This window comes from Hydrogenophaga sp. (assembly GCF_030373225.1).
GTDB lineage: Bacteria > Pseudomonadota > Gammaproteobacteria > Burkholderiales > Burkholderiaceae_C > Hydrogenophaga.
The window spans coordinates 1-22,465 of the sequence record NZ_JAUCZG010000042.1 but is presented as its reverse complement, the minus strand read 5'-3'; the positions used below and the strand labels follow the sequence as shown (position 1 = coordinate 22,465).

23 protein-coding genes are annotated in these 22,465 nt (G+C 67.0%); 15 read left to right on the top strand and 8 right to left on the bottom strand.

Annotated elements, in window-relative coordinates; translation table 11 throughout:
* Window positions 1-14: 14 nt before the first annotated feature.
* Both glnE and QUV35_RS17760 read left to right on the top strand, forming a co-directional pair.
* Window positions 15-2,846: a bifunctional [glutamate--ammonia ligase]-adenylyl-L-tyrosine phosphorylase/[glutamate--ammonia-ligase] adenylyltransferase gene (glnE, locus tag QUV35_RS17765; protein WP_300877168.1), complete on the top strand. Its 2,832-nt coding sequence runs from the start codon at window positions 15-17 to the stop codon at window positions 2,844-2,846.
* Entirely contained in the window at window positions 2,843-3,445 is a 603-nt protein-coding gene (locus QUV35_RS17760; RefSeq protein ID WP_300877166.1) for a hypothetical protein, read from the top strand. Before glnE ends, QUV35_RS17760 begins: the two co-directional genes overlap by 4 nt.
* A 51-nt stretch (window positions 3,446-3,496) precedes the next feature.
* Here the strand turns inward: QUV35_RS17760 and QUV35_RS17755 are convergent, their stop codons facing one another.
* The 4 genes from QUV35_RS17755 to QUV35_RS17740 are packed head-to-tail and all read right to left on the bottom strand — an operon-like array spanning window position 3,497 to window position 7,126.
* The gene (locus QUV35_RS17755; RefSeq protein ID WP_300877164.1) at window positions 3,497-4,342 is read right to left on the bottom strand and encodes a ferritin-like domain-containing protein; all 846 of its coding nucleotides are present in this window, start codon (window positions 4,340-4,342) and stop codon (window positions 3,497-3,499) included.
* Window positions 4,343-4,392: 50 nt separating this feature from the next.
* Window positions 4,393-5,970, bottom strand: a complete 1,578-nt coding sequence (locus QUV35_RS17750; protein WP_300877162.1) for a cryptochrome/photolyase family protein — start codon at window positions 5,968-5,970, stop codon at window positions 4,393-4,395.
* Window positions 5,967-6,125: a DUF2256 domain-containing protein gene (locus QUV35_RS17745; protein ID WP_300877160.1), complete on the bottom strand. Its 159-nt coding sequence runs from the start codon at window positions 6,123-6,125 to the stop codon at window positions 5,967-5,969. Before QUV35_RS17745 ends, QUV35_RS17750 begins: the two co-directional genes overlap by 4 nt.
* Complete coding sequence (locus tag QUV35_RS17740; protein ID WP_300877158.1) at window positions 6,122-7,126, bottom strand: MerR family transcriptional regulator; 1,005 nt, start codon at window positions 7,124-7,126, stop codon at window positions 6,122-6,124. The genes QUV35_RS17745 and QUV35_RS17740 overlap by 4 nt, the downstream gene beginning before the upstream one ends.
* 43 nt (window positions 7,127-7,169) lie before the next feature.
* Between QUV35_RS17740 and QUV35_RS17735 the strand changes: the two genes are divergently transcribed.
* From QUV35_RS17735 to QUV35_RS17695, 9 genes are all read left to right on the top strand, one after another.
* Window positions 7,170-7,799: a glutathione peroxidase gene (locus tag QUV35_RS17735; protein WP_300877156.1), complete on the top strand. Its 630-nt coding sequence runs from the start codon at window positions 7,170-7,172 to the stop codon at window positions 7,797-7,799.
* 316 nt (window positions 7,800-8,115) lie between these two features.
* Window positions 8,116-9,537, top strand: coding sequence for an FAD-dependent oxidoreductase (locus tag QUV35_RS17730; protein WP_300877154.1), 1,422 nt, complete (start codon window positions 8,116-8,118; stop codon window positions 9,535-9,537).
* Window positions 9,534-10,358, top strand: a complete 825-nt coding sequence (locus QUV35_RS17725) for a DUF1365 domain-containing protein (protein ID WP_300877152.1) — start codon at window positions 9,534-9,536, stop codon at window positions 10,356-10,358. The genes QUV35_RS17730 and QUV35_RS17725 overlap by 4 nt, the downstream gene beginning before the upstream one ends.
* A complete protein-coding gene (locus QUV35_RS17720; protein WP_300877150.1) occupies window positions 10,355-11,584 on the top strand; it encodes a cyclopropane-fatty-acyl-phospholipid synthase family protein in 1,230 nt (409 codons plus the stop codon). Before QUV35_RS17725 ends, QUV35_RS17720 begins: the two co-directional genes overlap by 4 nt.
* 10 nt (window positions 11,585-11,594) lie before the next feature.
* On the top strand, window positions 11,595-12,179 hold the full coding sequence (locus tag QUV35_RS17715) for a chalcone isomerase family protein (protein WP_300877148.1): 585 nt from the start codon (window positions 11,595-11,597) through the stop codon (window positions 12,177-12,179).
* Window positions 12,180-12,226: 47 nt separating this feature from the next.
* On the top strand, window positions 12,227-13,522 hold the full coding sequence (locus tag QUV35_RS17710; protein ID WP_300877174.1) for an MFS transporter: 1,296 nt from the start codon (window positions 12,227-12,229) through the stop codon (window positions 13,520-13,522).
* Between the two features lie 9 nt (window positions 13,523-13,531).
* A complete protein-coding gene (locus tag QUV35_RS17705) occupies window positions 13,532-14,071 on the top strand; it encodes a DUF3833 domain-containing protein (protein ID WP_300877146.1) in 540 nt (179 codons plus the stop codon).
* A gap of 83 nt (window positions 14,072-14,154) precedes the next feature.
* On the top strand, window positions 14,155-14,919 hold the full coding sequence (locus QUV35_RS17700; protein WP_300877145.1) for an SDR family NAD(P)-dependent oxidoreductase: 765 nt from the start codon (window positions 14,155-14,157) through the stop codon (window positions 14,917-14,919).
* A 2-nt stretch (window positions 14,920-14,921) separates the two neighbouring features.
* Entirely contained in the window at window positions 14,922-15,356 is a 435-nt protein-coding gene (locus tag QUV35_RS17695) for a nuclear transport factor 2 family protein (protein ID WP_300877144.1), read from the top strand.
* A gap of 24 nt (window positions 15,357-15,380) precedes the next feature.
* Here the strand turns inward: QUV35_RS17695 and QUV35_RS17690 are convergent, their stop codons facing one another.
* Window positions 15,381-15,995 carry a glutathione S-transferase N-terminal domain-containing protein gene (locus tag QUV35_RS17690; protein ID WP_300877142.1) on the bottom strand — a complete coding sequence of 205 codons (615 nt, stop codon included), beginning with the start codon at window positions 15,993-15,995 and terminating at the stop codon, window positions 15,381-15,383.
* A 109-nt stretch (window positions 15,996-16,104) separates the two neighbouring features.
* Here QUV35_RS17690 and purB point away from each other — a divergent pair, with 109 nt between their 5' ends.
* Entirely contained in the window at window positions 16,105-17,541 is a 1,437-nt protein-coding gene (purB, locus tag QUV35_RS17685) for an adenylosuccinate lyase (RefSeq protein ID WP_300877141.1), read from the top strand.
* A gap of 28 nt (window positions 17,542-17,569) precedes the next feature.
* On the opposite strand, the gene QUV35_RS17680 is transcribed toward purB, so the two are convergent.
* Entirely contained in the window at window positions 17,570-17,971 is a 402-nt protein-coding gene (locus tag QUV35_RS17680) for a DUF3717 domain-containing protein (protein ID WP_300877139.1), read from the bottom strand.
* Window positions 17,972-18,189: 218 nt separating this feature from the next.
* Between QUV35_RS17680 and QUV35_RS17675 the strand changes: the two genes are divergently transcribed.
* Both QUV35_RS17675 and QUV35_RS17670 read left to right on the top strand, forming a co-directional pair.
* Window positions 18,190-18,915 carry a TerC family protein gene (locus QUV35_RS17675; RefSeq protein WP_300877137.1) on the top strand — a complete coding sequence of 242 codons (726 nt, stop codon included), beginning with the start codon at window positions 18,190-18,192 and terminating at the stop codon, window positions 18,913-18,915.
* Between the two features lie 33 nt (window positions 18,916-18,948).
* Window positions 18,949-19,293: a phage holin family protein gene (locus QUV35_RS17670; RefSeq protein ID WP_300877135.1), complete on the top strand. Its 345-nt coding sequence runs from the start codon at window positions 18,949-18,951 to the stop codon at window positions 19,291-19,293.
* 25 nt (window positions 19,294-19,318) lie between these two features.
* Here the strand turns inward: QUV35_RS17670 and QUV35_RS17665 are convergent, their stop codons facing one another.
* Complete coding sequence (locus QUV35_RS17665) at window positions 19,319-21,025, bottom strand: M48 family metalloprotease (RefSeq protein ID WP_300877133.1); 1,707 nt, start codon at window positions 21,023-21,025, stop codon at window positions 19,319-19,321.
* Between the two features lie 58 nt (window positions 21,026-21,083).
* Between QUV35_RS17665 and moaC the strand changes: the two genes are divergently transcribed.
* The gene (moaC, locus tag QUV35_RS17660; RefSeq protein WP_300877131.1) at window positions 21,084-21,596 is read left to right on the top strand and encodes a cyclic pyranopterin monophosphate synthase MoaC; all 513 of its coding nucleotides are present in this window, start codon (window positions 21,084-21,086) and stop codon (window positions 21,594-21,596) included.
* A gap of 83 nt (window positions 21,597-21,679) precedes the next feature.
* Here moaC and tfpZ read toward each other — a convergent pair whose 3' ends face one another.
* Window positions 21,680-22,396 carry a TfpX/TfpZ family type IV pilin accessory protein gene (gene tfpZ, locus QUV35_RS17655; RefSeq protein WP_300877129.1) on the bottom strand — a complete coding sequence of 239 codons (717 nt, stop codon included), beginning with the start codon at window positions 22,394-22,396 and terminating at the stop codon, window positions 21,680-21,682.
* Window positions 22,397-22,465: the final 69 nt, after the last annotated feature.

Genomic DNA, 22,465 nt, shown 5'->3' with positions numbered 1-22,465 from the left:
GTCCAACACAAATTATGACGGCCAGTCACCTCACGGGTTCCACCACGGATGTCTCCCCTTTGTCATCAAATGTGAACGCCTTGCCCGAGTCGAATCCGGGCGGGCGCCAGGCCGACTACTCGCGCTTCGTGCAGCGCGTGCGCCGTCGCTACCCCACCGAGCTGTCCTGCCTGCCACCCGGCCAGCCGGTGCGCGCGACCATGCAGGCCGCACTGGGCGCCCTGAACGGGCGCGGCCTGGCCAAGCCGGCGGCGCTGCGGGTGTTGCGCCAGCTGGTGCTGGAGCGTCTGGTGGTGCTCGACTGCGAGCTGGACGCCCCGCTGCAGGTGGTCACGCGGGCGGTCACCGAACTGGCCGAGATCGCGCTGGACGTGGCGTGCGAGCTCGCCTTCGCGGAACTCGACGAACTGTATGGTGCGCCGCAGCACACCGATTCAAAAGGCCAGCCCCGGCGCGCCCAGTTCTGGGTGGTGGGCATGGGCAAGCTCGGCGCGCGCGAGCTCAATGTGTCGAGCGACATCGACCTGATCTACGTCTACGACCACGACGGCGAGACCGCCGGCAATGCCCAGGGCCGCAACCGCATCAGCAACCACGAGTATTTCGGCAAGGCCGTCAAACACATCTACAACACCGTGGGTGAAACCACCGAACACGGCAACGTGTTCCGCGTCGACCTGGCCCTGCGGCCCAACGGCAACTCGGGGCCGAGTGCGGTCTCGCTGGGCGCCCTGGAGGAGTATTTCCTGGTGCAGGGCCGCGAATGGGAGCGCTTTGCGTGGCTCAAGAGCCGCGTGGTCGCACCCAGCGCCTGCGTGGCCGAAGGTGGCGCCAACGCCCTGCGCGGCTCGGTGCTGCCCTTCGTGTTTCGCCGCTACCTCGACTACGGGGTGTTCGAGGCGCTGCGAACACTGCACCGGCAGATCCGCGAGCACGCGTCCAGGCGCGCCGCCGGAAACCCGGGTCGGGCCAACGACGTCAAGCTCTCGCGCGGCGGCATCCGCGAGGTGGAGTTCACCGTGCAGCTGCTGCAGGTGGTGCGCGGCGGCCAGTTTCCCGAGCTGCGCACGCGACCCACGCTGGACGCGCTGCCGCGCCTGTGCCGCGCCGGCCTGATGCCGCAGGCCTCGGCCGATGCACTGGCCGAGGCCTACCGTTTCCTGCGCCGGGTCGAGCACCGCATCCAGTACCTGGACGATCAGCAGACGCATGTGATGCCCACACGCGACGACGACCTTGCCTGGCTCGCGGCCACCATGGGCTGCGCCAACCTGTGCGAGTTCCTGCACGCGCTCGACGCCCACCGCGAACTGGTGGCGCAGGAGTTCGACACCCTGCTCGGAGGCCCCACGAACGGCAGCTGCAACGGCAAGGGCTGCAACGGCAAGAACGGCAGCGGGTCGCGCAGCTCGACCGACGATCTGCAAAGCGTGCTGGCCCAGTTGCCGCAGGCCTTTGCCGCCAAGGTTGCGCAGTGGCGCGAGCACCCGCGCGTGCTCGCCTTGAAGGAAGACAGCCGCCAGCGACTGGTGCGGCTGGTGCAACGCACCGGCGCCTGGCTGGAAGAGGGCCGTGTGAGCGAAGAGGCCGCGCTGCGCATGGCCGACTGGATCGAACCGCTGCTGCGCCGCGACAGTTACCTCGCGCTGCTGCAGGAACGGCCTTCGGTGCACGAGCGCCTGCTGCGCCTGCTGGGTGCGGCCAAATGGCCGGCGCGCTACCTGCTGCAACACCCCGGCGTGATCGACGAACTGGCCAGCCAGCAGTTGTTGACCGACCGCTTCGATGCGGCGCAGTTCGAATCCGAACTGGAGTCGCGCCGCGCGGCCCTGCACTCCACCGGCGAAGACGACGACGAGGCGCTGCTCAACCTGCTGCGCCGTGCCCACCACGCCGAGGTGTTCCGCACCCTGGCGCGCGACCTGGAAAAGGTGCTCACCGTCGAGCAGGTCGCCGACGACCTGTCGGCCATGGCCGACTCGGTGCTGCGCCTGACTGCTCGCTGGTGCTGGGCGCGCCTGAAGAACCGCCACCGCGACGAACCCGCGTTCGCCATCATTGGCTACGGCAAGCTCGGCGGCAAGGAACTGGGCTATGGCAGCGATCTCGACATCGTCTTCGTCTACGAGGACGAGCACGAGAACGCGGGCGAGATCTATGCAGCCTTCGTGCGCAAGATGATCAACTGGCTGACCGTGAAGACCGGCGAGGGCGATCTCTTCGAGATCGACACTGCCTTGCGTCCCAACGGCAACTCGGGCCTGCTGGTCACCAGCTTCCAGGCCTACACCAACTACCAGCAGCAACGCGGCAGCAACACCGCCTGGACCTGGGAGCACCAGGCCATGACGCGCGCGCGTTTCGTGCTGGGCAGCGTGGCGCTGGCCGGGCGCTTCGACGAGGTCCGCGAAGACGTGATCACCGCGCTGCGCGATGGCGAATCGCTGGCCCGCGAGATCGTGGCCATGCGGGAGAAGGTGCGCCAGGCCCACCCGGTGCGGGGTGCCATGTTCGACGTCAAGCACAGCCCCGGCGGCATGGTGGACGTGGAGTTTGCGGTGCAGTACCTGGTGCTGCTGCATTCGCGCACCCACCCCGAGCTGCGCGCCAACACCGGCAACATCAACCTGCTGCGGCGCGCAGAGGCGGCCGGCCTGCTCGAGCCCGGCATGGGCGAGGCGGCCGCACGGGCCTACCGCGACCTGCGCCAGATCCAGCACCGCGCGCGGCTGGACGAAACGCCGACCCAGGTCGACCTGGCCGAGGTGCAGATCTCGTCGGCCTCCGTCCGGGCCCTCTGGCAACACGTCCTGGGCCGGGCCGCGGACGCTGCGCGTCCCGCATGACACGCCCGCTCGGCTGGCTGGCACTGTGCGGTCTGCACGGCGCGGCCAGCCTGCTGTGGTGGTGGTCGGGCGCTGCAACGGTGGATGCTTTCACCTGGCATGCCGATCGCTGGACCCAGCAACCCTGGACCCTGTGGACAAGCGCCTGGGTCCACCTCAACACGGCGCACCTGGTGGGCAACCTGCTGGTGCTGGGCGCCTACCTCACCATCGGCTGGGTCGTGCGCCCGGACGGCCGCTGCGCGCTGGCCTGGCTGCTGGCCTGGCCGCTGGTGACGCTGTCCTTGCCGGGTTGGCCCGAGATTCGTTTTGTGGCCGGCCTCTCGGGACTGCTGCACGCCGGTGCACTGGTGGTGGCGGTGCACATCGCCCTGGGACGTCTGCCGATCCGGCGCGCGCGTTTCTGGGGGTTGGTGCTGGGTGCGGCGGTGCTTCTGAAAGTGCTGCTGGAGCAGGCATGGCAACACCCGGTGGTGTGGGACGCCACGAACGGTCTGTTCGTGGTGCAGGCCTCGCACCTGGCCGGCGTGTTCTGGGGAACGGTGCTCGGGCTGGCAACAGGCTGGCCATGGCGCAACACGGCCGAACCCGCCCTCTGAAGCACACAGAAAAAACCCGCCGGGTGGCGGGTTCCTCGAAGGGGACCGGACTCAGGCCGGTGCAACGACCGCAGGCGGCGCGAGCGACTTGCGAAAGCGGTTGAGTTCCTGCACCGTCTTGAAGCTCTGCTCCATCAGCAGGCTCATGTTGTGCAGGATGCGCTCGACCACGCGGTTCTCCCACACGGCGTCGAAGTCGATCTGCTTGTCCAGCCAGTGCTCGAGCCACTCGGGGTCGGGCAGGCGGCTCTGGATGGTGTCGTTGGGGAACAGGTCCTTGTTCACGTGCAGGTTGGTCGGATGCAGGGCCTGCGCGGTGCGCCGCGCGCTGGCCATGAGCACACCCACCTTGGCAAACGCCACCCGGGCCTCGTCGCCGAACTTGCCGATGGCGCGCTTCATGTAGCGCAGGTAGGCGCCCCCGTGGCGGGCTTCGTCCTGGCTCAGCGTGGCGTAGATCTTCTTGATGACCGGCTCGGAGTGCCATTCGCTGGCACGGCGGTACCAGTGGTTCAGGCGGATCTCGCCGCAGAAATGCAGCATGAGCGTCTCCAGCGGCGGGGCCGGGTCGAACTCGAAACGGATGTCGTGCAGCTCCTGCTCGGTCGGCACAAGATCGGGCCGGAAGCGACGCAGATACTCCATGAGCACCAGCGAGTGTTTCTGCTCTTCAAAGAACCAGATCGACATGAAGGCCGAGAAGTCGGAATCGTCGCGGTTGTCGCGCAGGAACATCTCGGTGGCCGGCAGCGCTGCCCATTCCGTGATGGCGTTCATCTTGATGGTCTGCGCCTGTTCGTCGGTCAACGCGTTGGCGTCGAACTGGTCCCAAGGGATGTCCTTGTCCATGTCCCAGCGCACGGATTCGAGTTGCTTGAAGAGTTCAGGGTAGAGCATGGTGGCCTTTCGGTACGGGCGCATTTTATGCGGGGGGAGCGCGGTTGGGCTTACAAATCACCGAGACGGGCCAGGGTCAGCACAGCCTGGTCCCGCACCGCCTGACGCTCGGTCGGCTCCATGCGCTGCAGGTTCTTCACCATCAGCGCGGTGCGGGGGCTCGCAGCCAGTTCGGTCTCGTGGCGGTCGAGAAAGTTCCAGTACAGCGTGGTCACAGGGCAAGCCTGCGGACCCGACCGCAGCTTGGGTTGGTAGATGCAGCCCTTGCAGTGGTTGCTCATGCGATCGATGTACTGGCCACTGGCGATGTAGGGTTTGCTGGTGAAGCGCCCGCCGTCGGCGTACAGCGCCATACCGATCACGTTGGGCAACTCGACCCATTCGATCGCATCCACATACACGGCGAGATACCAGTCGGCCACCTGTCTGGGCTCCACTTCGGCGAGCAACGCGAACTGCCCCGTGAGCATGAGGCGCTGGATGTGGTGCGCATAGCCGTGTGCAAGCGTCTGGCCCACAGCGTCCTTCATGCAGGCCATGCGGGTCTGTGCGCTCCAGTACCAAGCGGGCAGATCGCGGCGGTGTCCGTAGTGGTTGGCGGTTTTCATGCCTGGCATGTCCATCCAGTACACGCCACGGATGAACTCGCGCCAGCCCAGCACCTGGCGGATGAAGCCTTCCACGCTGGCCAGCGGCAGGCCGCGGTCACGGTGCGCGGCCTCGGCCGCGGCCACCACCTCGCGCGGATCGATCAGGTGCAGGTTCAGCGCCACCGACAGCAGCGAGTGCCAGCCAAACGGTGTCTGGGTCCACATCGCGTCCTGGAAGGTACCGAACATCTCCAGGCGCTGATCCACGAAGTGCCTCAAGGCCTCGCGCGCCTGCTCGGGCGTGACGGGCCAGGCAAAGCTCTCGAGGTCGCCCGGGTGGTCGGCGAAGCGGGTGCGCACCATCTCGATCACCTCGCGGGTGATGGCATCGGGCTCGAACTGCGCGGGGGGCGTGATCAGGCCCGGCCCTTTTTTGGGGTAACTGCCGCGGTTCTCCGCATCGAAGTTCCACTGCCCGCCCACGGGCTGAGGACCCTCCATGAGCACGCCGTGCTCGCGGCGCATCTCGCGGTAGAAGAACTCCATGCGCCATTCCTTGCGGCCCTGCGTCCAGCGGGCAAAGCGCTGGCGGCTGCAGAAGAAATGGGTGTCGTCGAACCAGCGCAACGGCACCTCGGCCGCCGTGGCGACGCCTTCGATGTCCTGCTGCAGCCGCCACTCGCCCGGCTCGCAAACCCACAGGCCCTGCGGCCGAAGCTCCTGCAGCACGCGCTGCAGCCGGGCGGCCAGGGTGGCGGTGGCGGCGTGGTCCAGGGCGGCCTCGTCCAGCCTCACGTAGCGCAACGGAAACCCCTTGCGCTCCAGGGCTTGCTGGAAATGGCGCATGGCCGAGAGGAACAGCACGATGCGCGCCTTGTGGCTCCAGACATGGCTGGCCTCGCCGGGCGCTTCGATCATCAGCACCGCGTCCTGGGTCGGGTCGAAACCGGCCAGCGCCGGGTTGCCGGGCCAGAGCTGGTCACCCAGCACCAGCACCAGCCGCCGCAGGGGCCGGGGCACGGCGGGCAGTTTGTTCATGGCGTGGTCTTTCCGGGCTTGGCCCGGCAACGATCGCTGCAGTACTTCACCTCGTCCCAGTTGCGCTCCCATTTCTTGCGCCAGGTCATGGGTCGGCCGCACGCGGCGCAGGGCTTCTGCGGCAGCGCGGCCTTGTTGCCCTTGAAGCCGCTCATGCCGTGTCCAGCTGTGCCTGCGCCCGCCAGCGTGCCACGCCGGTCTGGATGTCCTGCAGGCGGGCCATGGGCCAGAAGAGGGGACCGGCACCCGGGGCGCGACCCCGCTGCGGCTTGAGCAAGGCTGGCGACTGGCCACCGGCCCAGATTTCCACATGGGCCGGCAGACGCTCGCGCAACTGGTCGAGCGCGGTGCGGACGTCGCGCGGGTTTTGCGCCGCGGTGAAACCCAGCGCCACGATGTCGGCCCCGCTGGTGCCCGTGGCGGTGACGATGTCGGGCAGCGGCGTCTGCACCCCCAGCGGAATGGTGTGGCAGCCCTCCAGCACCATGAAACACTCGGCCATGAGCAGTCCCAGCCCATGCACCTCGCCGGGCAGGGTGGTGAGCAGGATGCGCGGCGGCGAGGGCGTGCGCGACTGCGCCAGCTGCCCCAGCGCCTGGCGCATCACCGACTGGACGATCTCGGTGTAGAGGTGCTCTTCGTACACCGCCAGCCGGCCTTCGAGCCATTCCTGACCCACCACCACATTCATCGGCACCACACATTCGGTGATGAGCCGGGCCAGGCCACGCTCCATCAACATGCGCGCCAGCGCCTGGCGCAGGGCGTGCGCGTCCTGACGCCGCAGCATCTGCAGCCACAGGTCCATCGCCTTGCCCACCTCGTCTCGGGCGGCGGGCACCACCGACGGGTTGTCCGAATCGGGCGAAGCTTGAATCCGTTGTTCCTGCCGCTGCGTATCCAGTGCAAGCAGTTCCGGCAGCGCCAGCGCCACCACCCGCCCGGGACGGTGCCCGGCGTCGATGAGGCGGCGGATGTGGCGCAGGCGGACGAGCTGGTCGTTGTCGTACTGCCGCTCGCCCAGGGCGTCGCGGGCCGGCGTGGGAAAGCCATAGCGCCGCTCCCACACGCGAAGGGTGTCTTTGGACAGGCCTGTGTCGCGCTCGATGTCGGCGATCGTGTGCCAGCTGGGGGTTTCCGCGTTTGAACTTGTCATGGACAAATGATCCAATGGTTCTTTTGATTATGGAGTTTTTGTCATGAATCCCAGGTATGTCCACGGCAAAGGCCGTGGCTGGCGCCCTGTTGTCGCGTGGTGCCTCGCCGTCTCCGGCGCCTGGCTGGCACTGCCGGCCCAGGCTCAAACCGCGAAACCGGGCGCGGCACCCACCATCGCCGCGGACTGTCCGGCATTGCTGCAGCACCGCTTTGATCGCCTGCAGGACGAAAAGCCGCAGTCGCTGTGCCAGTACAGCGGCCAGGTGGTGCTGGTGGTGAACACCGCGAGCTTCTGCGGTTTCACCGGGCAGTACGAAGGGCTCGAGGCCCTGTACGCCCGCTACCGGTCGCGGGGCCTGGTCGTGCTCGGCTTTCCGGCCAACGATTTCGGCCGCCAGGAACCGGGCAACAACCAGGCGATTGCCGATTTCTGTGAAAACACCTTCGGCGTCAAATTTCCCATGTTCAGCAAGACCAGCGTGGTCGGGCGGGAAGCGAACGCCTTTTACCGGCAGCTGGCACAGAAGACCGGGGAAACCCCCCAATGGAACTTTCACAAGTACCTGATCGGGCGCGACGGCCAGACCGTGCGCAGTTACCCGAGCACCCTCGACCCCAAAAACCCCACATTGATCAGGGATATAGAGCGGTTCTTGTCGACCAAATCGTGACTGAGCAGTCACAATAAAACCGATCAGTCTATTTGCCACCTGGACCGCCATGCACGCCCGACCCTCTGCCAGCAACGACACCTCCCGGGCACCCGTCCGGAACTTTTTCGAGCGCGCATTTCTCTCAGTGGGCGAGGCGGGCTCGCGCCCCATCAACGAATTCCGTTTTGCACTGCGAAGCCTGTCCGGTCCTTGTGGCCAGACTGAAATCCCGAGGCGCTTCTCCTCCTCCTCCCTCCCTCCCTCATTCGTTTCGGGGCGCTTCGCAGGCTTTTGTATCCCGACCAGCCTGGCTGGCAACCGCTGAGGTCCGAGCATGTACACGGACCCCCACAGCGCCTCCTCCGGCCCCGCTTCGGCCAATGTCAAGACGCCCCGCGTGGCCATCGTCGGCTCCGGCATCTCCGGGCTGGCCGCAGCCCACACCCTGCAGGGCCTGGCCGACATCACCCTGTTCGAAGCGGGCGACTATTTCGGCGGGCACACCCACACGGTCGACATGACGCTGCCCAACGCACAGGGCGTGGCCACCACGTTCGGTGTGGACACCGGCTTTCTGGTGCTCAACGAGCGCACTTACCCCAACCTGCTGGCGCTGTTCGCACAACTCGGCGTGCCGATCGCCAAATCCGACATGTCGTTCTCGGTGCAGGCGCCGGGCGCTGCACCTGGCGGCGGCGTGCTGGAATGGAGCGGCTGCAACCTGTCCACCGTGTTCTCCCAGCGCCGCAACCTGTTGAACCCGCGCTTCCTGCGCATGCTGGCCGACATCGTGCGCTTCAACCGCATCACCACCCGGCTGGCCGCCCAGGGCGAAGACCTGCGCGACAACAGCCCGCTGCTGCAGCCGCTGGGCGACTTCCTGAAGACGCAGGGCTTCTCCGACGAATTCCGCGACTGGTATTTTTTGCCCATGATGGGTTGCATCTGGAGTTGCCCGACCGACCAGATGCTGGCCTTCCCCGTCGCCACCATGGTGCGCTTCTGCCACAACCACGGCCTGATCCAGGTGACCAACCGCCCCCAGTGGTACACGGTCGAAGGAGGCGCCCGCCAGTACGTGCAGAAGATCACCGACAGCATCGCCGACAAGCGCCTGGGCACCCCGGTGCAGCAGGTGCTGCGCGACGCCCAGGGCGTGCGCGTGGTCACCGACGGGAAGGTCGAGCGTTTTGATGCCATCGTGCTGGCCTGCCACAGCGACCAGGCCCTTCGCCTGCTCGGGGGTCAGGCCTCGGCCGACGAACGCGAGGTGCTGGGCGCCATCCGTTACCAGCCCAACCGCGCAGTGCTGCACACCGACGCCTCGGTGCTGCCGTCCAGCGAACGGGCCTGGGCGGCCTGGAACTACGAGCGCTCACCCAGCAAGAACGTGGAGTCCGCACAGGTCTGCCTGCACTACCTGCTCAACCGCCTGCAGCCCTTGCCGGTGGCGCAACCGGTGGTGGTCTCGCTCAATCCGCAGCGCGAGATCGCGGCCAGTCACGTGGTGGGCGAATACGACTACGACCACCCGGTGTTCGACCTGGCGGCCATCCGCGCCCAGGCCCGCGTGCCCGCCATGCAGGGTCGGCTCAACACGTACTTTGCCGGGGCCTGGACCGGCTACGGCTTCCATGAGGACGGTCTCAAGTCGGGCCTGCACGCGGCGCGCGCCCTGATCGATGCACACCGCCTCGCGCCGGCCACGCAAGCGGCAGACGCCCGGCGTGCGGCCTTGCCCGGGGTGTTTGCGTGAACACCGCGCCGGTGGCGCAGATCGGTTTTGGCCAGGTGCGCCACACGCGCCACCGACCGCAGCGCAACGCCTTTGCCTACCCCACCTATTTCCTGATGCTGCCGATGCGCAGCCTGCGCAGCCACGGACCCGGCGAACTGGCGCGCAACCGCCGCGCGGCCATCAGCTTCCAGGACGCCGACCACGGCGACGGCCGAAGCGACAGCCTGCAATGGCTCGACGAACTGCTGCACCAGCACGGCATTGACGACGCGCAGGGCGAGGTGTGGCTGCACACCTACCCGCGGGTGCTGGGCTACACCTTCAAGCCGGTGAGCTTCTGGTACTGCCACCGCATCGACGGAACACTGCGCGCCGTGCTCGCCGAGGTGAACAACACCTTCGGTGAACGCCATTGCTACCTGCTGGATGCACCGCACTACGGGCAACCCTGCGAGGCCACCAAGGTGTTTCACGTCTCGCCGTTCTGCCCGGTGCGCGGCCGCTACCGCTTCGTCTTCATGCGCACCGACCACCCGACCCCGAGAACCGTGGCCCGCATCGACTACTTCGACGACGCCAGCCCGGACGCGGCCGGGCAACCCCTGCTCAACACCAGCGTCAGCGGCGATCTGCAGCCGCTGGAGGCGCGCAGCCTGCGCCGCGCGCTGTGGTCCTACCCCGCCATGACCTTCGGGGTCATGGCCCGCATCCACTGGCAGGCCGTACGCCTGTGGATCAAACGCGCGCCCTTCTTCCGCCAGCCGCCCGCACCGGGCGACTTCGTCACCGCCGCCACCTTGCCGGCCTCACCCGCGAACGCCGAACACAGCCACCCATGAACAGCTCCACCGCTTCCACCAGTCCTGCCGGTTTTTCGCTGCCGCGCAACGCACCCGCCGCCGCCCGCACCACGCTGCAGTTGTTGCAGCGCCTGGTGCACGGCAGCCTCACGTTGCAGCTGCCCGACGGTTCGGTGCAGCGCTTCGGACAGGTCGACGGCCCGCACGCGAGCATGAAGCTCAACAACTGGAACGTGTGTTCGGCTTCGCTCAAGTCGGGCGACATCGGTTTCGCAGAGACCTACATCGCCGGCGACTGGACCACCTCCAACCTGCCCGCCCTGCTTTCGCTGATGGTGGCCAACCGCCGGCAGGTCGAAGACGTGATCTATGGCTCCTGGCTGGGCCGCTTCGCCTACCGCATCAAGCACCTGCTCAACCGCAACAGCAAGAGCAACAGCCGCAGGAACATCCATGCCCACTACGACCTGGGCAACGCGTTCTACGGCCTGTGGCTCGACGACACGATGAATTACTCGTCGGCCTGGTTCGAGTCGCCGGATCAGCCGATGGAGCTGGCCCAGCACGCCAAGGTGCGCCGCGCGCTGCGCATGACCGACGTGAAGCCCGGCGACCGCGTGCTGGAAATCGGCTGCGGCTGGGGTGCATTGGCCGAAAAGGCCACCACCGAATTCGGCGCCCACGTCACCGGCGTGACGCTGTCCACCGAACAGCTGGAGTTTGCGAACGCGCGCATGCAGCGCATCGGCAGCACAGACCGCGCCGATTTGCGTCTGCAGGACTACCGCGACATCAACGACGGGCCGTTCGATGCCATCTGCTCGATCGAGATGGTCGAAGCCGTGGGCCGCGAATACTGGCCGACCTACTTCCAGACCGTCTCTCGCCTGCTCAAGCCCGGTGGCAAGGCCTGCATCCAGAGCATCGTGATCGACGACGAACATTTCGAGCGCTACATCAAGGGCACCGACTTCATCCAGCAGTACGTGTTCCCCGGTGGCTGCCTGCCGTGCCCGAGCGAGTTCCGCGCGCAGGCCACCAAGGCCGGCCTGGAGGTGGTGGACGAGTTCGCCTTCGGCCTGGACTACGCGCGCACGCTGTCCATCTGGCGCGAGCGTTTCCTGCACGAGCAGGAACGTGTGTTGCAACTCGGCTTCGACCAACGTTTCCTGCGCATCTGGGAGTTCTACCTCGCCTACTGCGAAGCCGCCTTCGAGCAAGGCAGCACCGACGTGGTCCAGTACACCTTGCGCAAGCCCGGCTGAGGTCAAAGCCATGTTCCGCCTCGCCCCTCAGCCCACCACCACCGCCGCCGTCGTGTTCGCCCTCGCAAGCCTTGCCTGGCTGCCTGCAGGCGCGCAGACGGCAGCACCCGAACCGACCCTGAGCGCTGCCTTGCAGGACAAGACCTCGGTGGGCAAGGCCCGCTTGCGCTACTGGGGTTTCGACGTGTACGACGCCAGCCTGTGGGCGCTGCCGGGCTTCGACGCCGGCCGCTTCGAGAACCAGCGCTTCGGTCTGGAGCTGGCCTACCTGAGGGATTTCAAGGGTGCCGACATCGCCGAACGCTCGATCGGTGAAATGAAGGACCTTGCCACCATCGAGCCGGCCCAGGCCACGCGCTGGACCCAGGCCATGAGCAATCTGTTCCCCGACGTCAAGCGCGGCGACCGCATCACCGGCGTGCACGTGCCGGGCAGCGGCGCACGCTTCTACCTCAACGGCCGGCTGCTCGGCGAGGTGGCGGACGACGCTTTCTCGCGCCTGTTCTTCGGCATCTGGCTTTCGCCCAAGACCTCGCAACCCCGCATGCGCGAGACGCTGATCCAGGGGCTCACCGGCGCGGCCCGCACACCATGAGCCATGGCACGGCAGCCGCCGCCTCGCCGGATCCGGCCAGCCACTTCATGGGCGCGGGCGCCTGGCGCCGCGGCCTGGGCTACGGCCTGCTCGGCCTGCCGCTGGCCTTCGTGGCCCTGCCGCTGTATGTGATCCTGCCCAACCACTACGCACGCGAGTTCGGCGCTCCGCTGGCCTTGCTCGGCCTGGTGCTGCTGGCCGCACGGCTGGTGGACGCGGTGCTCGATCCGATCATCGGCCGCTGGTGCGACCGGCTGTTTGCCCGCTCGGTGGCCGCCGTGCTCGGCGCTTCGGCGGTGGCGGCGGTGGTGCTCGCGCTGGGCCTGTGGGGCCTGCTGTTTCCGCCGGCCGCCGCGATCGGCGCCGGCACCACCGTGCTGCTGGCCTGGGCCGGACTGCTGATGGCCATCACCTACACCGCCTACAGCGTGGTCGCGGTGGCGCACCAGTCGTGGGGCGCCCGTCTGGGCGGCAACGAGGCGCAGCGCAGCCGGGTGGTGGCCTGGCGCGAGGGACTCTCGCTGCTGGGTGTGCTGATTGCCGCCGTGCTGCCGTCCACGCTGGGCCTGGGCGCGACAGTGTCCACGTTCGCGGTGCTGCTCACGCTGGGCTGGTGGGCCTGGAGCCGCTCGACCACGCCCATGGCGCTCAAGGCCATCGGACCGGCCCTGCGGCTCGGTGCCTCGCCCTTGCGCCAGCCGGCCTTTCTTCGCCTGCTCGCGGTGTTCGTGATCAACGGCACCGCCAGCGCCGTGCCCGCCACCCTGGTGCTGTTTTTCGTGCAGGACCGCCTGCAGGCATCACCCGCGGTCGAGCCGGCCTTCCTGGCCACCTACTTCCTGTGCGCGGCCCTGTCCATTCCGTTGTGGGTCCGGCTGGTGGCGCGCATCGGCCTGGCGCGCACCTGGCTCGCGGGCATGGCGCTGGCCGTGGCGGTGTTCATCTGGGCCGCCACCCTGGGCGCGGGCGACGTGGTGCCCTTCCTCATCGTCTGCGCCCTCTCGGGCATCGCGCTGGGCACCGACCTCACCCTGCCCAGCGCCATGCTCGCCGGACTGATCGGCCAGCTTGGTGAACGCGGCCAGCGCGAAGGCGCCTATTTCGGCTGGTGGAGCTTTGCCACCAAGCTCAACCTGGCCCTGGCCGCCGGCCTCGCCCTGCCCCTGCTCGCGGTGTTCGGCTACGCGCCCGGAGCGCGCGACCCGGCCGCGCTGCAGACCCTCACCATCGCCTACTGCCTGTTGCCCTGCGTGCTCAAGCTGGTGGCCGGCGGCGCGCTCTATGCGCTCGTGATCCGGCCCGAACGCTCGGGCCTCACACCCCAAACCTCCACGCCTTCCTGAGACCACTCCATGCAAAGACGATTGCTTCTTGCCGCCGGCATCACCACCGCCGCCACCCTCGCCGGCTGCGCCGGTCCGGACATTGCCAGCTACACCAACGAAAAACCGGTGCTCGACCTGCGCACCTACTTCAACGGCACGCTGGATGCCTATGGCGTCTTCACCGACCGCTCGGGTGCGGTGGTGAAACGCTTCACCGTCGTGATGGTCTGCACCTGGAACGGCGACGACGGCGTGCTCGACGAGACCTTCAACTACAGCGACGGCACCACCGGAAAACGCATCTGGCGCATGAAGCACCTGGGCAACGGCCAGTTCAGTGGCACGGCCGACGACGTGGTGGGCACGGCGCGCGGAGAACAGCGGGGCAACGCCTTCCGCTGGGGTTACACGCTGCTGCTGCCGGTGGACGGAAAGACTTATGAAGTGCAGTTCGATGACTGGATGTACCTGATGGATTCGCGCGTGATGCTCAACAAGGCCGCCATGAGCAAGTTCGGCATCCACCTCGGCGAGGTCACGCTGTCGTTCGTGAAGCGCGCACCATGACCGCGCCGCACGCATTCACGGGCGCGCCTGCCCGAACGTCCCCGCAAGCCGCTGCGCCGCGGGGCTTTTCCCTGTTCAAGCCCATGAACCCACCCATCACCGACTGGCGCGGCCTGCGGGTGTGGCTGGTGGGAGCGTCCAGCGGCATCGGCGAGGCCACCGCGTCCGCCCTGCACGCGCTGGGCGCGCAGGTGCTGGTGTCGGCGCGCAGCAAGGAGGCGCTGGAACGCTTCGTGCTGAACCACCCGGCTGCGCAGGCCTGGCCGCTGGACGTGACCGACGCCGCCGCCGTGAGCGCCACCGCGCGCGACATCCTGGCTCAGGGTCCGCTCGATCTGGTGGTGTACTGCGCGGGCCACTACCGCGAAATGCGCGCCACCGAGATGGACATGGCCGACCTCAAGCGGCACATGGACATCAACTACCTGGGCGCGCTGCATGTGCTCGACGGGGTGGTGCCGGCCATGAGCGCTCGTGGCCGGGGCCACATCAGCCTCATCAGCAGCGTGGCCGGTTTTCGCGGCCTGCCCAAGAGCCTGGCTTACGGTCCAACCAAGGCAGCGCTCACCAACCTCGCCGAGAACCTCTACCTCGACCTGCAGCCGCTGGGCGTGGGCGTGAGCGTGGTGCACCCGGGTTTCGTGCAGACGCCACTGACGGCGCAGAACGACTTCACCATGCCCGCGCTGATCACACCGCCCCAGGCTGCGCAGGCCATGATCGGAGACTGGGCCCGTGGCGTTTTCGAGGTGCACTATCCCAAACGCTTCACGCGCTGGATGAAGCTCATGCGCCTCCTGCCCTACCGCGTCTATTTCCCTGCGGTGCGCCGCGCCACCGGGTTGTGAGCATGGATTCGCGGCTGGCGGTGGACAGGCTCTGTGCGTACTTCGAGACGATCTCGCCACAGTCGCTTGGGCGCATCGGCGAGTTCTACACGGCCGAGGCCCGATTCAAGGATCCGTTCAACGAAGTGCGTGGCATCGCGGCGATCGAGCAGGTCTTCAGACACATGTTCGAGAGCCTGCATGACCCACGCTTCGTGGTCGGCAGCCGCATCGTGGATGGCACGCAGTGTTTTCTGGTGTGGGAGTTCCGCTTCCGCTTCAAGCGCTTCGACACCACCACCGAGCAGGTGGTGCGTGGTGGATCGCACCTGGTGCTGACGCCGCAAGGCCTGATCAGCGATCACCGCGACTATTGGGACGCGGCCGAAGAACTCTACGAAAAACTCCCCGTGCTGGGCCGCTTCATGCGGTGGCTCAAACAAAGAGCCAACCGTTGAAATTGAACCGTCGGCGCGGGGGGATCAGTCGGGTTGGCTGTCGACGAAGCTCTGGCGTTGATTCAGCTTCTCGGCCAGGCGCGCCAGGTTCGGGTACGCCGTGCGCCAGTCGATGACGGGGAAGCGGAAGTCCAGATAGCCCAACGCGCAGCCCACGGCCACGTCGGACAGGCTGAAGTGGATGCCCGAGCAGAACGGCTTGTCGCCCAGCCCCTGGCTCATGCTTTTCAGGCTGGCCTCGATCTTCAACATCTGGCGGTCGATCCAGGCATTGCAGCGTTGCTGATCGGTGCGGCCGGGCCAGGTGGACTCCAGGCGCGCCAGGATGGCGGCATCGAGCACGCCATCGGCCAGTGCCTCCCAGGTTTTCACCTCGGCGCGCTCGCGGCCCTGCGACGGAATCAGCTTGCCCACCGGCGACAGCGTGTCGAGGTATTCAACGATCACGCGCGAGTCGAACACCGCCTCGCCGCCTTCCATGACCAGGCAAGGCACCTTGCCCAGCGGGTTGGACGTGCCGATCTGGGTGTCGGCAGACCAGACGTCTTCCTGGACGAAGTGGTAGTCCAGCTTCTTCTCGGCCATGACGACGCGCACTTTTCGAACGTAGGGGCTGGTGATGGCGCCGATGAGTTTCATGGAGGAGGGATGGGTGATGACGGTTGCCCGTGGGAACGCGATTTTAGCCAGCCGGCCTTCGGTCCGACTGACAGGGCACATTGAAAGCCCCGCCTCCTACAATCGCCGGATGCGCCCCACCACCCCCTCCGCTTCAGCCTCCACGCCCTCTGCCGCTGCATCTTTTGCAGCCCTCTCACCCATTTCCGCCCTGTCGCCACTGGACGGCCGCTACGCCGGCCGCCTGGGCCAGTTGCGCCCCTTCATGAGCGAGCTGGGCTACATGCACCGCCGGGTGCAGGTCGAAATCGCCTGGTTCATCGCGCTTTCCGACGCCGGACTGGCCGAGTTCAAACCGCTGTCGCCGGGCGCGCGCACCTACCTCATGGGTCTGGTGAAGAACTTCAGCGAGGCCGACGGCCAGGCGATCAAGGACATCGAGAAGATCACCAACCACGACGTGAAAGCGGTGGAGTACTGGATCAAATCACGCTTCGAGGCACGGCCCGAGCTGGAGAAAGCCGCCGAATTCGTGCACTTCGCCTGCACCAGCGAAGACATCAACAACACCAGCCACGCCTTGCAGCTCAAGGGTGGGCGCGACGCCGTGCTGCTGCCCTCGCTGGACGCGGTCATCAGCAAGCTGCGTGAGATGGCCCACGCCTTTGCCGCCGTGCCCATGCTCAGCCGCACCCATGGGCAGACCGCCAGCCCCACCACGGTGGGCAAGGAGATCGCCAATGTGGTGGTGCGCCTGGGTGCTGCGCGCGAGAAGATCGCCGGCGTGAAGCTGCTCGGCAAGATGAACGGTGCGGTGGGCAACTACAACGCCCACCTCAGCGCCTGGCCCGACTTCGACTGGGAAGCCTTCAGCCGCAACGTGATCGAACAGCCCGAGCCGCTGGGCCTGGGCCTGACCTTCCAGCCCTACAGCATCCAGATCGAGCCACACGACTACATGGCCGAGCTGTTCGATGCGGTGGCGCGCACCAACACCATCCTGATCGACCTCTCGCGCGACATCTGGGGCTATGTCAGCCTGGGCTATTTCAAGCAGCGCCTGAAGGCCGGCGAAATCGGCTCGTCGACCATGCCGCACAAGGTCAACCCGATCGATTTCGAGAATGCCGAAGGCAACCTGGGCCTGTCCAACGCGCTGCTGCGCCACCTCAGCGAAAAGCTGCCCATCAGCCGCTGGCAGCGCGACCTGACCGACTCCACCGTGCTGCGCAACATGGGCGTGGCGCTGGGCTATGCGGTGCTGGCCTACCACTCGATGGGGGTGGGCCTGGGCAAACTCGAGATCAACGAAGAAGCGCTGGCCGACGACCTGGACCATGCCTGGGAAGTGCTGGCCGAGCCGATCCAGACCGTCATGCGCCGCTACGGCGTGTCCGGCGCCTACGAGAAGCTCAAGGAAGTCACGCGCGGCAAGACCGTGACGGCCGAGGCCCTGCACGAGATGATCCGCGGGCTGGAGATTCCGGCTCCGGAGAAAGACCGGCTGCTGGCCATGACGCCGGGCAGTTACACCGGCAAGGCCGCCGAACTGGCCCGGCGGGTGTGAAGCGAGGCAACCCGCCCTGACCGACCCTTCACCGCGCCCGCTCTGCGTAGCGGTTGAAGCGCCAGGCATCGTCCTCGATGGTGATGCGACGCCAGCTCGCGCGTTTTTCGCCGGGCGACATTTCGGTCCAGCGCTGGACTTCGTCAAAGGTGCGTCCGCAGCCCTTGCACACCTCGTCACCCTGGCTGGTGGAGCAGATCGCGATGCAGGGTGTGTCGGGCGTGGTGTCGTACCAGGCCAGCCAGGCCTCGCGGGCCGCGGCAGGCAGCGTCGCTTCGTCGGCCTCGGTCTCGCGAAAGAACACCATCAGGGCATAGACCTCGGCCAGCGCGCGGGTCGGCCCGGGCAGTGAAACACCGTCGGGCGACGGCGCGAGGGCGCGCCAGTGGTTGATCGCGGCTTCGATGTCGGTGATGTGGATGCCGGCCATGGTGGGTCTCTTGAGGGAGGACGATCATAGCCACCTTGATCGCGCCGCAGCCCCTTGGGGGCCATCGCGCCGTCGCGTCTGTGGGAACTGCTTACAGGAGAAAACGGGTGCCGACCCCTACAATCACGGTCCGGCGCCCGCGCAGGTGAGTCGATGGGTCCTGGTCATCACGAAGTGTCTTGCGCCCTGCTCTTCCCAACATCTGACCAAGAGAACTTATGGATTTCGTGACTTCGCCTGCGTTCTGGATCGCCCTCGGGCAGATCATCATGATCGACATCCTGCTGGGAGGCGACAACGCGGTCGTGATCGCGCTGGCCTGCCGCAAGCTGCCGCCCGCCCAGCGCACCAAGGGCATCATCTGGGGCACCGCAGGCGCCATCGTCCTGCGCGTCATCCTGATCTTCTTCGCCATGACACTGCTGGCCTTGCCGTGGCTCAAATTCGTGGGTGCGCTGCTGCTGGTCTGGATCGGCATCAAGCTGATCGCACCCGACGAGGAGGGCCATGGCGAACTGGCCACCAGCGACAAGCTGCTGGCCGCCATCAAGACCATCATCGTGGCCGACCTGGTGATGAGCGTGGACAACGTGATCGCCATCGCGGGCGCCGCCCAGAACGCCGGTGACCACCAGATGCTGCTGGTGGTGCTGGGTCTGCTGATCTCCATTCCCATCATCGTCTGGGGCAGCCAGCTGGTCATCAAGCTCATGGCCCGGTTCCCCATGATCATCATCGCCGGCGGCATGCTGCTGGGCTGGATCGCCGGCGGCATGCTGGTGTCCGACCCGGTCATGGCCAATCCGGACAAATGGCAGTGGATGTTCAAACTGCCACAGACCGACGTGGTCAAGTACGGTGCTTCGGTCGCCGGTGCGCTGCTGGTGCTGGCCATCGGCAAGTTCGTGGCGTCGCGGCAGGCCAAAGGCGCCCCGGCCCACTGAGGCCTGACGAGCGGGCGCTGCTATGCTGGCGCCATGAAACTCATCGTCAAATGGCTGCTCGCAGCCTGCGCCCTGCTGCTGGTGGCCTACCTCTACCCCGGCGTGCAGATCCAGAGCTTCACCGCGGCACTCATTGCCGCCGCGGTGATCGGCCTGTTCAACGTGGTGTTGCGCCCGGTGCTCGTGATCCTCACCCTGCCGGTGACGGTGATCACGCTGGGCCTGTTCCTGTTCGTCATCAACGCCCTGCTGTTCTGGGCCGCGGCCAGCCTCATGGACGGCTTCGGCGTCAACGGCTTCTGGGCCGCGATGCTCGGGTCGCTGATCTACTCGGCGCTCATGCTGGTGGTGGACGCAGCACTCAAGACGATTCGCTGACCTGCGCCTGGCCCGGCGGGCGCGATCAGCGCTTGTTGTCCTCGTCTTCCAGCACGCTCTCGCGCAGCAGCACCTCCACGTCGCGCCGGCGGCTGTCCACGATCGCCATCTCCATCGAGTCGGCGTTGCGCTGGGCCATCGGCAAGGACTGCGCGGCTCGGAAGCGGTCCACCGCGCCGGCGTAGTCCAGCTGAGCGGCCCGCGCTTCGGCTTCTGCCCTGACCGCGCGCAGCGCCTGTCCCTGCGACTGGTAGGCGCGGGCCAGCGTCTGCCAGGCCAACGCATCGCGCGGCTGCAGCACCACCCAGCTTTGCAGCCGGCTCACGGCCCGTTGCGACTCCCCGGTGGCAATCGCAGCCTGCGCGCCGAGCATGACCGCCGCTCGCGACGTGCCTGCGAGCGACCGATCACGAAGTTCGGCGAGCAACGCGGATTGCGCGGGCTTGGCGGCCCCGTTGGACGGCGAAAGCAGCAGCTCCAGCATCAGGGCGTCGGCCACAAAACGGATGTCGGGCGTGACCGTGTCGCGCAGCTGTTGCGCCAGCTCCAGGGCGCGGTCGCGCTGGCCCAGGCGCGAGGCCGCCATGCTGGCCGCATAACGTTGGCCCGGTGCGGCCCCCGGGCCCTGACCCACCTGCAACCAGCTGCGCAGACGGTCGGGTCCGCTTTCGGCGAGCACCTTCGCGCGCGCAGACATGAGCGAGTGCAAGGCCACGCCCGGGCCTGGCCGACCGGGTGCTGCCGGCGCCATGGAGGTGCCCGCGCGAATGCCGGGCAGGTCCAGGTTCAGCGAGGCCGCCACTGCACCGGTGGCCGGTGCAACAGGCAGGTTGACAGGGGACGGGTTGATGGCCACAGGACCTTGCGGCAAGCGCGCGCGCATGTCGGCAATGCGCTCGCTGCTCAGCGGATGGCTGCGCAAGTAGGGAAACGCGCCGTCGTCGTTCAGTCGCGAGGCATGTTGCAGTTTGTCGAACATGCTCACAAACCCCTGGCCATCGAAGCCGGCGCCCGAGAGCACGCCGAAGCCCACGCGGTCTGCCTCACGCTCCATGTCGCGCGAAAAGTTCAGCTGCGACTGCGCCGCCACCGCCGTGCTGCCCGCAATGGCCGCGCTGGCCACCTGCGCGTTGGAACCGGCGGCCAGCGCGCCAAGAATCATGGCGCCCATCATCCACGGTGCCATGCGCTCCTCGCGCGAGATCAGCCGCGCAATGTGCCGCTGCGACACATGGCTGAGCTCGTGCGCCAGCACCGAGGCCAGCTCCTCTGGCCGCTCCGTGACCGCGAGCAGACCCAGGTTCACCCCCAGGTAGCCACCCGGCAAGGCAAAGGCGTTCACCGTGCGCTCGCGCGAGATCATCAGTTCCCACGCCATGCGCTCGGCCAGCTCGGGCGGCACATCTCCCCGCGCCCGCGCCGATCCCAGCAGCGGCTGCCAGATCGACTGCAGGTAATCGACCAGCAAAGGGTCGTCGAGATAGTCCGGATCCTGGTAGATCGAGCGGGCGATGCGGTCGCCCAGGCGGCGCTCGGCTGCGATCGAGATGCCGTCACCACCGCCGAGGCTCGGCAGCGCAGACTGGCCCGTTGCATCGGCGGCGACCTGAGCGTTCGACAGCGAGACCGGCAACAAGGCACAGGCCAGGGCAAGCAGGCCGCCGGCCCAGAGGCCGTGGCCGCGCGCTGACGCCGAAGGGTTCGACCGGTTGGGCACGAGAGTGAAACGCATCGCCGTATGATGCCGCCAAGCCGCCACGGTTCAGTCAAGGCCAAGCAAAACACACCCGATGCCTGTTACAAACGAAACCCCTTCGGACCCCGCGTCCAGCCCGCTCACCCACTTCGATGCCCAGGGCCAGGCCCACATGGTCGACGTGGGCGACAAAGCCAACACCCGTCGCGTGGCCCTGACCGAAGGCCGCATCACCATGCGGCCCGAGACCCTGGCGCTGATCCAGGCCGGCAATGCCAAAAAGGGCGACGTGCTCGGCATCGCCCGCATCGCCGGCATCCAGGCCGCCAAAAAGACCAGCGACCTCATTCCACTGTGCCACCCGATCGCGCTGACCCGCGTGGCCGTCGAATTCGACATCGAGCCCGCCACCCACAGCGTGCTGTGCCGCGCCACCGCCGAATGCACCGGTCAGACCGGCGTCGAAATGGAAGCCCTGTCCGCCGTTTCGGTTGCGTTGCTCACCATCTACGACATGTGCAAGGCGGTGGACCGGGGAATGGTGATCGGGGGGGTGCGGTTGATGGAGAAGAGCGGGGGGAAGAGTGGGCGGTTTGTTGCCGACTGAGCTCAGTGCATCGGCAAGAACATTGCCCCATCGTCGCTGTTCATCAGCCTGCCTGCCCCGATTCTTCGATACCGATTGATCGCTCAAGGCCCATAGGGATCGATCGGCAAATAGGCGAAAGGCTCTCCCGTGCGAGCATTGAGCAGGACGGTCCAAAAATCCTGGCGTCCGGCCAACGGGAGGTACAACACCTCGCCCTGAGTCAGTTTCGCGGCCTCGATGGCCTTGAGGATCAACGAGTGGTGGGCAGGCTGCTGTGACAAAAATCCTTCGATGGGCTTTGCCTCTTCAAGCACCCTCTGAACAGCGTCTTCGTAGGGCATCCACAGGTCCGGCCGGGCACCCAGGAAAACGCCACTCAACGCGGCCAGTGTGGCATTGATCCGCTCCTGCTCGTCCCTGAATGGACGCACGGCCACCCGTTTCGGTCCCAGGATGGGCAGTGACTGGAAGCCGGGCGGCGCCCTCGACAGCCAAGAGGCCGGCACATCGACTGCGTGGATGGTACGGAAGCGATCGATCTCGAAGGCGAGGTAGACAGGCCTGGCCTGATACACGGTCCACATGCCGAAACCAAGCGCCGCCAACTGCAGCAGCACGACGAGAGCCATGTCGGTCCGCCACTCACGTGCCGGCTTGCGCGGACTGGATACCACCAGCGTGGCGCAGGGCCCCAGCGTCACGTCCACGAGCACAAGGATCATGAACAGTTGCAAGCCGCCTGACAAGGAGCGGTACGGCTCGGGGTACCAGACGAAAAACATCAGGGCCGCGATGAGGCTCGCCACGCCAATGCTCAACAGCGCGTGAATGCCTGGGCGGATTCAAAAGTGAAGTGCAACACCCTGGGTTTCAATGAACGAGGGTGG

Bases quoted from the DNA above. Each gene is read 5' to 3' on its own strand.
- glnE (WP_300877168.1), top strand. From the start codon at position 15: ATGACGGCCAGTCACCTCACGGGTTCCACCACGGATGTCTCCCCTTTG.
- QUV35_RS17760 (WP_300877166.1), top strand. From the start codon at position 2,843: ATGACACGCCCGCTCGGCTGGCTGGCACTGTGCGGTCTGCACGGCGCG.
- QUV35_RS17755 (WP_300877164.1), bottom strand. From the start codon at position 4,342: ATGCTCTACCCTGAACTCTTCAAGCAACTCGAATCCGTGCGCTGGGAC.
- QUV35_RS17750 (WP_300877162.1), bottom strand. From the start codon at position 5,970: ATGAACAAACTGCCCGCCGTGCCCCGGCCCCTGCGGCGGCTGGTGCTG.
- QUV35_RS17745 (WP_300877160.1), bottom strand. From the start codon at position 6,125: ATGAGCGGCTTCAAGGGCAACAAGGCCGCGCTGCCGCAGAAGCCCTGC.
- QUV35_RS17740 (WP_300877158.1), bottom strand. From the start codon at position 7,126: ATGACAAGTTCAAACGCGGAAACCCCCAGCTGGCACACGATCGCCGAC.
- QUV35_RS17735 (WP_300877156.1), top strand. From the start codon at position 7,170: ATGAATCCCAGGTATGTCCACGGCAAAGGCCGTGGCTGGCGCCCTGTT.
- QUV35_RS17730 (WP_300877154.1), top strand. From the start codon at position 8,116: ATGTACACGGACCCCCACAGCGCCTCCTCCGGCCCCGCTTCGGCCAAT.
- QUV35_RS17720 (WP_300877150.1), top strand. From the start codon at position 10,355: ATGAACAGCTCCACCGCTTCCACCAGTCCTGCCGGTTTTTCGCTGCCG.
- QUV35_RS17715 (WP_300877148.1), top strand. From the start codon at position 11,595: ATGTTCCGCCTCGCCCCTCAGCCCACCACCACCGCCGCCGTCGTGTTC.
- QUV35_RS17710 (WP_300877174.1), top strand. From the start codon at position 12,227: ATGGGCGCGGGCGCCTGGCGCCGCGGCCTGGGCTACGGCCTGCTCGGC.
- QUV35_RS17705 (WP_300877146.1), top strand. From the start codon at position 13,532: ATGCAAAGACGATTGCTTCTTGCCGCCGGCATCACCACCGCCGCCACC.
- QUV35_RS17700 (WP_300877145.1), top strand. From the start codon at position 14,155: ATGAACCCACCCATCACCGACTGGCGCGGCCTGCGGGTGTGGCTGGTG.
- QUV35_RS17695 (WP_300877144.1), top strand. From the start codon at position 14,922: ATGGATTCGCGGCTGGCGGTGGACAGGCTCTGTGCGTACTTCGAGACG.
- QUV35_RS17690 (WP_300877142.1), bottom strand. From the start codon at position 15,995: ATGAAACTCATCGGCGCCATCACCAGCCCCTACGTTCGAAAAGTGCGC.
- purB (WP_300877141.1), top strand. From the start codon at position 16,105: ATGCGCCCCACCACCCCCTCCGCTTCAGCCTCCACGCCCTCTGCCGCT.
- QUV35_RS17680 (WP_300877139.1), bottom strand. From the start codon at position 17,971: ATGGCCGGCATCCACATCACCGACATCGAAGCCGCGATCAACCACTGG.
- QUV35_RS17675 (WP_300877137.1), top strand. From the start codon at position 18,190: ATGGATTTCGTGACTTCGCCTGCGTTCTGGATCGCCCTCGGGCAGATC.
- QUV35_RS17670 (WP_300877135.1), top strand. From the start codon at position 18,949: ATGAAACTCATCGTCAAATGGCTGCTCGCAGCCTGCGCCCTGCTGCTG.
- QUV35_RS17665 (WP_300877133.1), bottom strand. From the start codon at position 21,025: ATGCGTTTCACTCTCGTGCCCAACCGGTCGAACCCTTCGGCGTCAGCG.
- moaC (WP_300877131.1), top strand. From the start codon at position 21,084: ATGCCTGTTACAAACGAAACCCCTTCGGACCCCGCGTCCAGCCCGCTC.